The sequence below is a fragment of the Bacillus cereus group sp. BfR-BA-01316 genome (assembly GCF_022664195.1).
In the GTDB taxonomy this organism is placed as follows: domain Bacteria; phylum Bacillota; class Bacilli; order Bacillales; family Bacillaceae_G; genus Bacillus_A.
Window position 1 is genome coordinate 55988 of record NZ_JAKUGX010000018.1, and the last position, 12629, is coordinate 68616.

The window sequence follows — 12629 nt, forward strand, 5'->3', positions numbered from 1 at the left end:
GAATTGCCCCTCCATTACGCTTCTTTTCGACGATCAATTAGTACAGCTAGTAAGATTACAAGTCCTTTTACAACTTGTTGGAAGAAAGAAGATACACCTAATAAATTTAAACCGTTATTTAGCACACCAATGATAAGTACACCGATGAGTGTACCAACAATCCATCCTCTTCCACCTGAAAGACTCGTTCCTCCTAACACAACTGCAGCAATTGCATCTAATTCATAAGAAGTACCAGCAGTCGGCTGTGCAGAATCTAATCGTGATGTTAATACAATACCTGCAAGCGCTGCCAAAATTCCGGAAAGACCGTAAATCATTACTTTAATTCTCGTAACATTAATACCTGATAAAGCTGCCGCTTCTTCATTTCCACCAATCGCAAACGTACGGCGACCAAACGTTGTTTTCTTTAAAATAAAGTACAGTACTGCAAAAGCGATCATCATTGTAACGGCTGGCACAGGAATGCCAAGGAAATAACCACGGCCAAACATTTGGAACATTAAATGATCACCAAGACCAGTGATCGGACGTCCGTCCATATAAACAAGCGTCAACCCGCGAAAAATAGTCATCGTTGCTAAAGTCGCAATAAACGGAGCCACTTTTCCCTTCGTAATAATGATACCGTTTACAATCCCCATTACAAGACCTGCTAATAATCCAACTGCCATCGCAAGGAACGGATCCATGCCACTTGCCATCATTCCGGCAACAAGTGCACTTGATAATGCTAAAATAGAACCTACCGATAAGTCAATACCCCCTGTTAAAATAACGAAGGTCATTCCAAATGCAATGAGTGCATTAATCGATACTTGGCGCAGTATATTAAATAAATTTGGAATTTCAATAAATGCTGGATTTAAAGCTGTAATCACTACGATAATTAACACTAAACCGATTAAAGAACCGAGTTGTTGTAATACATTCCCCTTCTTAGCCATATCTTACTCTCCCCCTGTAGCTAGTGCCATAATAGACTCTTGCGATGCCTGATCTTTCTCTAAAATACCACCGATTTTCCCTTCATGAATGACGAGAACACGATCACTCATTCCTAAAACTTCTGGAAGCTCCGACGATACCATAATAACGGCATCTCCTTGCTCGGTAAGCTTATTCATAATAGAGTAAATTTCTTTTTTAGCCCCAACATCTACACCTCTTGTTGGCTCATCTAAAATGAGTAACTGCGGATGAATACCTAACCATTTTGCAATTACAATCTTTTGCTGATTTCCACCAGAAAGAGATTTTACAACTTGCTCTCCGTTTGCTGCTTTCACATTAAGAAGCTTCATCATATCCTCTGTAAATTGCTGTTCTAAACCTTTATTAACAACGCTTCCCTTTGAAAGACTTTCTAAATTTGGTAAAGCTAAATTTTCACGAATCGAAAAATCTAACACAAGCCCTTCAGATTTTCTATCCTCTGTAATAAAGGCAATTCGTTGTCTAATCGCATCAATTGGACTATCAATTTTTACTTCTTGTCCATTCATAAAAATTTGTCCTGAATCAAGCGGTTCATATCCAAATATCGCTTTCATAATATCCGTGCGACCAGCTCCCATCAAGCCCGCAACACCAAGGATCTCACCTTTTCTAACTTGAAACGAAACATTTTCAAATTTTCCTTTTTTCGTTCCGTTACGCATTTCAAAAATCACTTCGCCAATTTGACTACTTCGTTCTGGATAACGTTCACCAATACTGCGGCCCACCATCATGCTAACTACTTCATCAAATGACGTTTCTAGAATTAATCTCTTCCCTACATATTCTCCATCACGCAAAATCGTAATAGCATCACATATTGAAAAAATTTCTTCCATCCGGTGTGAAATATAAACGAATGAAACGCCCTCTTTACGCAATTTATTAATAACAATAAACAGCGTTTCAATTTCGCGATCTGTTAATGCTGCTGTAGGTTCATCCATAATAATAACGCTCGCCTTTGTCATTAATGCTTTAGCAATTTCAATAATTTGCTGTTGTCCAACTGATAATTCACCTGCTAGCATAGCGCCTCTCACATGTAGACCAAGATCTGCTAATTGCTGCTGGGCAATCGCATTCATTTGACGCGTACGTAAAATGCCCGTTTTCCCATACATTAACTCTTTTCCAAGAAACATATTTTCAGCTACCGTTAAATTTGGTAATATGTTCAACTCTTGATGGATAAATGCAATACCGTACTCTTCCGCTTCTTTCGCATTTTTAAAAGTTCGTTCTTGTCCATCAATTGTGACTGTTCCACTGTCTTTTTTATATACACCTGTTAAAATCTTCATGAGCGTCGATTTCCCCGCTCCATTTTCCCCCATCAATGCATGGACTTCTCCTGTTTCAATCATAAACTGTGCGTTTTTTAGAACAGGATTACCACTGAACGCTTTTGAAATGTTCTTCATTTCAATATGCATTCTCATCACATCCCTTTATTAAAAAATCACGCCTGCATGTAAAATAACATTCGCATAAGGCGTTGCTTCTCCTGTACGAATAATCGCCTTCGCTCTCTTTGTATGCTCTTTAAATTCCTTATGAGACACATATTCAAATGCTGGCTCTATTAATCGCATCTCAACTTCTTTATTTACCTCTGCATTATTCATAATAACTTCTTCTGCTAACGTCACTTTTTCAATTGCCATATCATCAGCAACAACTTGTAATACGTCTAAAAAACTAGGTTTTCCGATTTCTACTGCTAAATCAATTCGTTTTACTCCATCAGGAATAGGTAACCCGCAATCAGCAATTACGATCGTATCTGTATGTCCAAGTGAAGCAAGGACTGCCGCGATTTCGCTATTTAATACACCGTGCTTTTTCATCCAACAATCACCTGCACTTCACGTACTCTATCTCTCGTTGGCATACCGCCCTGTGCCCCAAGCTTTGTTACAGAAAGACCACCAGCAATATTCGCGAAACGAATAGCCTTTTGAAGTGTTTCTCCTTCAGAAAGCGCAACTGCTAGCGCGCCGTTAAATGTATCACCAGCTCCAGTCGTATCTACTACATCTACAGCAATACTTGGAACTTGAACAACTTCCGTTCCGTTATGGAAACGAACACCATTAGACCCTTCTGTCATCAGTAGTTTGTTTGGATACTTAGCCAGTAACTCTTCAATTGGTGATGTAAAATCATCTAATACAATGCGACATTCATGTTCATTCGGCGTAATATAAGTCGCTTTTTCTAAAATATCTTCTGATAAAAATTGTGCTGGAGCCGGATTCAACATAACTGGAATTTTATGCTCCTCACAAATAGCCAGAACGTATTTTACTGTTTCAAGCGGAATCTCTAGTTGAAGAACAACCATATCAGCTTTTACAAGAAGGTCTTTTGAACGATCTACAATCGACTCACTTACAAGAGCATTTGCTCCTTGTACGACAACAATACTATTATCCTCTTCTGCTAAAACGATATGAGCGATTCCTGTCGTTCTATCTGTAACCGGTACCACATAGTCGATAAAAACGCGTTCGTTCTCTAAATTTTTTCTAACTACTGTTCCGTAATCATCATTTCCTACTGCACCAACCATCGCTACATTTGCTCCTAATCTAGCTGCAGCGACTGCCTGGTTGGCCCCTTTTCCTCCTGGGATCGTATGAAACGCTTCACCAATTACCGTTTCTCCTGCTTTCGGCCGTATTTTTGAAACAGCCACTAAGTCCATTGAAATACTACCCACTACTGCAATATTTGGCATCTGTCTCATCTCCTTACTTCGTTGTATTTCGTTCTATAATTTCAATCGGTAAACGATAGTGTTTCTCTTCTAATGGATTTCCTTCCATCTGCTCTAACAACAATTCTGTTGCAACTTTCCCCATTTCATAAATTGGCTGTGCAACAGTTGTAATAGATGGATACATCATTTCTGTTAAAGAAATTCCATCGAATCCGATAATTTGTAAATCGTCTGGAATAGAAATCCCCTTTTGAAGTGCAGCCTTTACAACGCCGATTGCAATTAAATCATTCCCAGCAACAATTCCATCAATATGCGGATATTCTTCCAATAATTCCACCGCGACCTGTTCACTATTAGCTGGATCGAATGTACTCTCTGCAATCATATAAGAAAGATTATTTTGCGTAATAACGTCTACAAAACCTTCAAAACGTTCATTAGCTGTGCTCACATCACGCGGTCCACGAATATGTGCAATATGTTTACACCCTTTGTCTATTAATAACTTTGTCGCCGCCTGACTCCCTGCATAGTTATCTGCATATACAGTAGGAATGCGCTCATTAAACATACGGTCAATCGCAACAACTGGAATAGACAAATTCATGTAATTAACACTATTTTGTGGATTCGTTGCCACAATAAACCCGTCCACATTATTTTGTCTAAGCACATCAATGTATTGTTTCTCTTTTTCTAAATTTTCATCAGAGTTACAAAGGACAACTGTGTAACCTTGCTTATATGCTACATCTTCTACGGCACGTGCAACTTCTGGAAAGAATGGATTCACGATATTTGGAACAACTAAGCCAATTAAACGAGATTTTTTATTGTATAAAGATCGTGCTACTGTACTAGGCTTATAATCTAGCATTTCAATTGCTCGCTCTACTTTTTTTAATGTATCCTCATGAACATATCCATTTTTATTTAACACTCTGGAAACGGTCGCAACAGATACCCCTGCTAATTTTGCAACGTCTTTAATCGTACTCATTCTCTTTTCTCCTCATTTCATGTAACCGTTTACAGGAAATAATATAACGCATTTATAAAAATACGTCAATCATTTCTCACTAAAAAGCTTTTAAGGCTATACTCAAAAAAGCACCGCCATAAGGCGATGCTTTTTCACTATGAATATGATACAGTTTTTTCTTTCTCTTCTACAGCAGGCTCTTCAGCAATTTTTTTACGATCAGACAGTTTAATCTTCTGTAAGAAAATCGTAAAGATAGCACCTACTACGATAAATACCAATCCTGTTAAGAATACAGTATGAAGTGAGTCCACTAAAGAACTTTTCAAAATTGGTACGATGCTGTTAGAAAATGCTTCTGGCATTTGTTTTAATGCCTCTGGACTAAAGAGCATAGAATATAAACTTTGTGGATCTGTATGAATCATATCTTTCAATTTTGTTACCATTTGTCCCGCTTCTTTTGGGAATGTGTCTAATACAGGTATTAATTTATTTGTTAACGTTGTACCTGAAGTGTTATTCATAATTGATCCTAAAATTGTAATACCGAATGTCCCACCGATTTGACGGAAGAATTGGCTTGATGATGTTACAACGCCAAGATCTTTTTTCGGGAAGCTTTCTTGTAATGCTAATGTTAATATCGGCATAACAAGACCCATTCCTAAACCGATAACCATCATATAAGAAGTAGCGGTAAGCTTAGTTGTGTGCATATCCATCGTTGTTAATAACCAGAAACCACTAGCCATAATAAGCATCCCTGTAATAATTTGTGGTTTCACACCAATTTTTAATACAAGCTGACCACCGATAATACTCATAACGATCATTGTGATCATCATCGGTGTCATAATCGTTCCTGATTCAGCAGCACTTACGCCTACAATTCCTTGCATAAAGAATGGTACGAACATAATTGCTCCAAACATTCCAATACTCATAAAGAAACCGATCGCATTCAGTAGTGTAAATGTGCGGTTTTTAAAGAAGTGCATCGGTAAAATTGGTTCTTCAGCCTTCGTTTCAACGATAACAAAGCTAACAATACCAATGGCAGCTAGTGCAAATAACCCGATAATTTGCCAAGAACCCCATGCATAATCTTTTCCACCAAACGTTAACGCAAGTAATAAACTTACAACACCGAGAATCATCGTGAAGATTCCAGCGATATCAATTTTAATTGGTCCTGTTTGTTTATGTGCTTTTAATCCCATTGCAATAAAGATTGTCGCTAAAATACCAACTGGTAAGTTAATATAGAATACCCATCTCCAGTTCACTGCGTCTACAATCCAACCACCAACTTGTGGCCCAATTACAGAGGCAAGACCATATAGAGCTCCAAAAATACCTTGCCATTTAGCACGTTCTTTTCCCGTGAACATATCTCCGATAATAATCATAGCCATTGGCATCATAATACCGCCACCAAGACCTTGAATACCACGGAAAATAATTAATTCTGTCATACCGTTTGCCATACCACATAACGCTGACCCAACCATAAAGATAATTAATCCTGCTATATATACGTTACGACGCCCAAGTAAATCCGCTAATTTACCTGCAATCGGTACAACCGTTGTTGATGTTAACATGTAAGCTGTTGTTAACCATGTCATTAAACTTAATCCACCTAGTTCACCGACGATACGCGGCATTGCTGTACCAACGATTGTTCCGTCCAATGCAGCAAATAGCATTGCGATTACTAAACCGATTAACAACAACTTTCTATTCTGATTTTCTTGTTGCTCCATGTAATCTCCTCAATTCCTCTTAGTTTTTCTCTTTTTTCTCTGGTGTCCCGCAAATAATTGTTTCTAGCTTTTCAAAGAGGCGTAACAAATCTTCCCTCTCTTGTAATTCTAAGTGTGAGAAGTATTTTGCAATATGCTCATTACGAGCCGCCATCGCCTCTTCTACTGTAGCTTTCCCCTTTTTAGTTAGCTCAATGACAACAACGCGGCGGTCATTATCGTCGTGATAGCGCTCTACTAACCCATGATCAATTAAACGATCAATCATTACTGTAATCGCGCTCGGTTTCACGTACATTTTCTCCGCCAATTGTGTCGCTCTTGAAGCTCCGTAATGATCTAAAATCTTTAAAATATAAAACTGCGGTGGTGTAAGTCCTGATGCTTGCATTTGTTCTAATAGCTCTGTTTGCATTTTCTTTCCTATAGCGAATGTAAGAGCTTGAATCTTATCAATATGAGTCATATCATTTGGCATGTTATCCACCTCTTATTTAAGCAATAAAATATTTAACGTATTTAAATATTAATCCCACAAACAAACTACGTCAACAATTTTCTTTATAAAAACGTTTACATTTCTGTCACAAAGTTGTATAATTTTCGTCGAAGTTAATATTGACAGTCACGGAGAATCGGAGTATAAGGCTATGAATCATAAAAAAGGGAACTTTTTTATATTTCATAGCCTTTTTTTATTCTCTCTGTCTTAAAACGCTTCGAATTAATTAGGGGAGGATTTTCATTTTATGTTTTTCACACAATTATTTAAACCTGCGCCCCACGCAGAACGCTTACCTACTGATCGTACTGATAGCGAATACCGTAAATTGCGTTTACAAGTATTCTTAGGTATCTTCATCGGTTATGCAGGTTACTACTTTGTTCGAAAAAACTTTTCACTCGCAATGCCATACTTAATCGAACAAGGCTTTAGTAAAGGAGAACTTGGGGTTATCCTTTCAGCAGTATCTATCGCTTACGGATTAAGTAAATTTCTTATGGGTATCGTATCCGATCGTTGTAATCCTCGCTACTTTTTAGCAGCTGGGCTATTTTTATCAGGTATCATTAATATTATTTTCGGCTCATTTTCTTTCATTACAACGAGCATTATACTTATGTTTGTACTTCAGTTTTTAAATGGATGGGTACAAGGTATGGGATGGCCTCCTTGTGGCCGTACGATGGTTCACTGGTTCTCCGTTAGTGAACGTGGTACAAAAATGTCTATTTGGAACGTCGCTCATAATGTCGGCGGCGCCCTTATGCCTTCTCTCGTTACATTAGGCTTATATTTCTTTGCAAATGACTGGAAAAGTATATTTTACTTCCCAGGTATTCTTTCGATTTTAGTTGGGATTTATGTATTAATTACGATGAGAGATACACCTCAATCTTGCGGATTACCTTCTATTGAAGAACATACTGGGGAATATCCATCAGATGAAAAAGTAGCGGACCGTGAACGCGAGCTTTCGGTAAAGGAAATTTTATTTACATACGTATTAAACAATAAATTTTTATGGTATATCGCTATCGCTAACGTTTTTGTTTATTTCGTTCGTTACGGTGTTGTAGACTGGGCTCCTACTTACTTAGTAGAAGAAAAAAGCTTTACTCATAGTAGCTCACGTACAGCTTATGCTCTATATGAATGGGCTGGTATTCCAGGTACACTTCTTTGCGGATGGATGAGTGATAAACTATTTAAAGGGCGCCGCGCACCCGCTGGTATTTTATTTATGGTCGGTGTATTTATTGCTGTTCTCGTTTACTGGCTAAATCCCGCTGGTCACCCAATCATTGATAGTATCGCACTTGTTTCCATTGGATTTTTAATTTACGGACCTGTTATGTTAATCGGTCTACACGCGCTAGACTTAGCACCTAAAAAAGCTGCTGGAACTGCCGCTGGTTTAACTGGCTTCTTCGGTTACCTAGGCGGAGCTACTTTTGCTAGCGCAGCTATGGGCTTTATTGTAGATGGATTCGGATGGGACGGCGGATTCATTTTGCTCCTTGCTTCTTGTGTGCTTGCAATGTTCTTCCTTGCCCTTACTTTAAATACAGGATCTGCAAAATCAAAACAAGCTTAAGTACTAATATTATACTTACAAATAATTCATCAATCCACTTTATTATTATTAGCGTTCTCAAAAGGGTTTTATGCCTATGTTACTGCATTTCATCTCTATATAAAAAGATTTTAGAATATTTACTCTTGTCAAACAATGTTATTTTATATTAAAATAACAACAACATACAAAACATTTAGTCTTTTCAGAAAAGATGGAGGGATAGCCATGAAGAATCCACTTCTTCGTATTGAAAACTTACAGACTTCCTTTCGTATACAAGATCAGTATCATGCAGCAGTTGATGATGTGTCCTTAACTGTCCATGAAAATGAAATTGTCGCGATCGTTGGTGAGTCAGGATGCGGAAAAAGTGCACTTGCCCTTTCCATTATGCGACTGCATAATGAGGCAAATACAAAATTACAAGGGCAGCTTTATTATAGAGATAAGGATTTACTGAGCATGTCAACCGCTGAAATAAATAAAGTACGTGGTTCAAATATCGGAATGATTTTCCAAGAACCCCTTACAGCACTCGATCCTCTTATGACAGTTGGAAAACAAATCGAGGAAAACTTAGACTACCACACAAGCCTTTCAAAAGCAGAAAAGAAAGAACGCACCTTAGAACTACTCCATCAAGTTGGTATTCCAAAACCAGAACTTACATATAAACAATACCCACACGAATTATCTGGCGGAATGAGACAAAGAATTGTTATCGCAATTGCAATTGCTTGTAACCCAGCACTCATTATTGCTGATGAGCCAACAACGGCTCTTGACGTAACCATCCAAGCACAAATTTTAGACTTACTGAAATCTATTCAAGAACAAACGAAAATGGGCATCATTTTAATTACCCATGATTTAAGTGTTGTCGCTGAAACAGCTGATCGCATTGTCGTTATGTATGCAGGACAAATTGTAGAAACAGGAATTGTTGAAGAGATATTTAATAACCCTCTTCATCCATATACACGCTCTTTATTAAATTCTATTCCATCTGCATATGCTGAAAAAGAAAAATTACATGTAATTCAAGGGGTGGTTCCTTCGTTAGCGAAGATGCCTCGCACTGGATGCCGATTCCAGGCCCGAATCCCGTGGGTTAGACCAGACCAACATGAGGAAAATCCAGTTTTACATGAAGTAAAACCAAACCATTGGGTACGTTGTACTTGCTATAAACACTTCAACTTCCAACATAAGAAAGGAGATGACGTAACTCATGGCACTGCTTAAAGTAGAAGATTTAAAAGTACACTTTCCAATTAAAGGCGGTTTCTTCGGACGTACATTAGATTATGTACGAGCTGTTGATGGCGTAAGCTTTGAATTACAACCTGGTGAAACATATGGAATCGTTGGTGAATCAGGTAGCGGCAAATCAACAACGGGTAAAGCAATTATGCACTTAACGAAAGCGACAGGCGGTAGCATTCATTTTAATAATAGAAATTTAACAAAATTAAGTCGCTCTGAGTTAAGAGAACAACGTAAAGATATTCAAATGATTTTCCAAGATCCATATTCATCGCTAAATCCGAAGAAACGTGTTCTCGATATTATTGCCGAGCCTCTTCGGAATTTTGAGAAGCTCTCACCTGATGAAGAACGTAGAACCGTTCAAGGGTATCTTAGTATAGTTGGATTAAACCCAGAGTCTATTTATAAATATCCACATGAATTTTCCGGTGGACAAAGACAGCGGATTGGTATTGCACGCGCACTTACATTAAAACCGAAGCTTATTATTGCAGATGAACCTGTATCTGCTCTGGACGTTTCTGTACAAGCTCAAGTTTTAAACTTCTTACAAGATTTACAATCTGAACTCGGATTAACATATTTATTTATTAGTCACGATTTAGGCGTAATTCGTCATATGTGTGACCGTATCGGTGTTATGTACCGCGGGCGCATTGTGGAAGAAGCAACTAGTGCAGAGATTTATAATAATCCACAACATATTTATACGAAGCGATTAATATCAGCAATTCCTGATATTCGTCCTGAAAACCGAGAACAGCAACGTAAATTACGTCAGCAAGTAAGTTCTGAGTACGAGAAATCATACGAAAATTATTTCAATGAAAACGGTCGTGCTTACGATTTAAAACCAATCTCGCCAACACACCGGGTGGCATTACCTTAAGGGAGTGATAAAACATGTGGAAGTTTATACTACGGAGATTCTTAGTGATGATTCCGCAATTATTCATATTAAGTGTACTCGTCTTTACACTTGCTAAAGCAATGCCAGGTGATGCATTAAGTGGCGCTGAACTAGCAAACCCAAAAGCGGATCCAAAAGTGATTGAAGAACAACGTGAGAAACTAGGTTTAAATGATCCTATTCCCACTCAATATGTAAGGTGGATTTCAAATGCTATGCAAGGGGATTTCGGAATTTCTTACGCACATAAAATACAAGTAACGGATATTATTGGGGAACGTCTTGGCAATACAGTACTGCTAGCTCTTCTTATTCTTATTCTTACTTACTTAATTGCTATTCCACTTGGGGTTATAAGTGGACGTTGGAATGATACTTGGGCTGATCGACTCATTACACTCTATAACTTTTTAGGATTTGGTACACCACTCTTTATTTTTGGATTAGTAATGTTATTCTTATTCGGCTTTTTATATCCAATTTTCCCTACAAGTGGTAGCGTTGATCCACAAGTTGCAGCTGGATCCTTTGATTACTATGTAAGTAAATTCAATCATATGATTTTACCCGCTTTATCTGGGGCATTAATTGGAACAGTAGGAACTGTACAATATTTACGAAGTGAAATTATTGATACGAAACATAAAGATTTTGTACGCACAGTAAAAGCAAAAGGTGTACCAGAATCTAAAGTATATTCAAGACATATTTTACGAAATTCATTTTTACCAATTGCAGCATTTTTAGGATATGAAATTACAGGTTTAGTTGGGGGCTCTATTATTCTAGAAAATATTTTCGGCTACCCAGGAATTGGACAACTATTTTTCCAATCTATCACTCAACGTGATTTCAGTGTCGTAACTGCTCTTGTATTATTTACTGGATTCGCAACGCTACTCGGGACTCTTCTTTCCGATATTATTCTAAGCATCGTTGATCCACGTATTCGTATTGATTAATGGAGGTGAAGAAACGTTATGTTAGCAAATCCTGAAAAACAAACTGAAGTCATTCATTACGAAAAGAGCCCTTCTGGTTTCTCCATTATGTGGCGAGAATTTCGTAAAGATAAACTAGCAATGTTTTCCCTATTCTTTTTAGCTTTAATATTAATAGCCGTTTATGCAACTTCATTTATTATGAAGCAAGAAGATATCGTCCGAGTCGATCTGTTTGCCATTTACGATCCTCCTTCTGCTGAACATTGGTTAGGAACTGATTATGGAGGCCGTGATATTTTCGGACAATTAATTATTGGTACACGTAACTCCTTTACAGTTGGCTTAGCCATCACTCTTTTAGCAACCCTTATTGGTCTTACGATGGGACTAATTGCTGGCTATTTTGGAGGAGTTGTAGATAACATCATTATGCGTTTCATCGATTTCATGATGATTTTACCATTCTTAATGATTGTTATCGTGTTTATCTCACTCGTTCCAAATTTCAATATTACAACATTTATTCTCATAATGACCACCTTTTTATGGGTCGGAAAAGCAAGACTTATAAGATCTAAAGTACTGACTGAGAAGGAACTTGATTATGTATCTGCATCAAAAACGTTAGGAACACCAAATTGGAAGATAATCTTCCAGCAAATATTACCTAATTTAAGTTCTATTATCATCGTAAATATTACATTAAATCTTGCTGGTAACATCGGGATTGAATCTAGTTTAACTTACTTAGGCTTCGGTCTACCAGAAAGCACACCAAGTCTTGGTACACTTGTAAGTTACGCAACAAACCCAGATGTATTGCAAGAAAAATGGTGGATTTGGTTACCCGCATCAATCATGATTTTAGTGTTGATGCTGTGCATAAATTTTATTGGTCAAGCGTTAAAGCGTGCAGCTGATGCGAGACAAAGAAAAGGATAAGG

12 protein-coding genes are annotated in these 12629 nt (G+C 37.7%); 5 read left to right on the plus strand and 7 right to left on the minus strand.

Annotated features, from left to right (window positions below; all coding sequences use genetic code 11):
• Positions 1 to 14: 14 nt before the first annotated feature.
• The 7 genes from MR071_RS15030 to MR071_RS15060 all read right to left on the minus strand — a co-directional run bounded on the left by MR071_RS15030 (position 15) and on the right by MR071_RS15060 (position 6959).
• Positions 15 to 950 carry an ABC transporter permease subunit gene (locus MR071_RS15030; RefSeq protein WP_105586097.1) on the minus strand — a complete coding sequence of 312 codons (936 nt, stop codon included), beginning with the start codon at positions 948 to 950 and terminating at the stop codon, positions 15 to 17.
• Between the two features lie 3 nt (positions 951 to 953).
• Positions 954 to 2438 carry a ribose ABC transporter ATP-binding protein RbsA gene (gene rbsA, locus MR071_RS15035; protein WP_242236630.1) on the minus strand — a complete coding sequence of 495 codons (1485 nt, stop codon included), beginning with the start codon at positions 2436 to 2438 and terminating at the stop codon, positions 954 to 956.
• Positions 2439 to 2456: 18 nt separating this feature from the next.
• Positions 2457 to 2852, minus strand: a complete 396-nt coding sequence (gene rbsD / locus MR071_RS15040; protein WP_098779609.1) for a D-ribose pyranase — start codon at positions 2850 to 2852, stop codon at positions 2457 to 2459.
• Positions 2849 to 3745, minus strand: coding sequence for a ribokinase (gene rbsK / locus MR071_RS15045; protein ID WP_242236632.1), 897 nt, complete (start codon positions 3743 to 3745; stop codon positions 2849 to 2851). The genes rbsD and rbsK overlap by 4 nt, the downstream gene beginning before the upstream one ends.
• A gap of 13 nt (positions 3746 to 3758) precedes the next feature.
• Entirely contained in the window at positions 3759 to 4730 is a 972-nt protein-coding gene (gene rbsR / locus MR071_RS15050) for a ribose operon transcriptional repressor RbsR (protein WP_242236634.1), read from the minus strand.
• 137 nt (positions 4731 to 4867) lie between these two features.
• A complete protein-coding gene (locus tag MR071_RS15055) occupies positions 4868 to 6481 on the minus strand; it encodes an MDR family MFS transporter (RefSeq protein ID WP_242236636.1) in 1614 nt (537 codons plus the stop codon).
• A gap of 19 nt (positions 6482 to 6500) precedes the next feature.
• Positions 6501 to 6959 carry a MarR family winged helix-turn-helix transcriptional regulator gene (locus MR071_RS15060; RefSeq protein WP_105586101.1) on the minus strand — a complete coding sequence of 153 codons (459 nt, stop codon included), beginning with the start codon at positions 6957 to 6959 and terminating at the stop codon, positions 6501 to 6503.
• 271 nt (positions 6960 to 7230) lie between these two features.
• Here MR071_RS15060 and glpT point away from each other — a divergent pair, with 271 nt between their 5' ends.
• From glpT to MR071_RS15085, 5 genes are all read left to right on the plus strand, one after another.
• The gene (gene glpT / locus MR071_RS15065) at positions 7231 to 8580 is read left to right on the plus strand and encodes a glycerol-3-phosphate transporter (protein ID WP_242236638.1); all 1350 of its coding nucleotides are present in this window, start codon (positions 7231 to 7233) and stop codon (positions 8578 to 8580) included.
• A 207-nt stretch (positions 8581 to 8787) separates the two neighbouring features.
• On the plus strand, positions 8788 to 9807 hold the full coding sequence (locus MR071_RS15070; protein ID WP_242236640.1) for an ABC transporter ATP-binding protein: 1020 nt from the start codon (positions 8788 to 8790) through the stop codon (positions 9805 to 9807).
• Entirely contained in the window at positions 9794 to 10720 is a 927-nt protein-coding gene (locus MR071_RS15075) for an ABC transporter ATP-binding protein (RefSeq protein WP_242236642.1), read from the plus strand. Before MR071_RS15070 ends, MR071_RS15075 begins: the two co-directional genes overlap by 14 nt.
• A gap of 14 nt (positions 10721 to 10734) precedes the next feature.
• Positions 10735 to 11703 carry an oligopeptide ABC transporter permease gene (gene opp4B, locus MR071_RS15080; RefSeq protein ID WP_105586104.1) on the plus strand — a complete coding sequence of 323 codons (969 nt, stop codon included), beginning with the start codon at positions 10735 to 10737 and terminating at the stop codon, positions 11701 to 11703.
• 18 nt (positions 11704 to 11721) lie between these two features.
• Entirely contained in the window at positions 11722 to 12627 is a 906-nt protein-coding gene (locus MR071_RS15085; RefSeq protein WP_016126559.1) for an ABC transporter permease, read from the plus strand.
• The last annotated feature ends 2 nt before the right edge of the window (positions 12628 to 12629 follow it).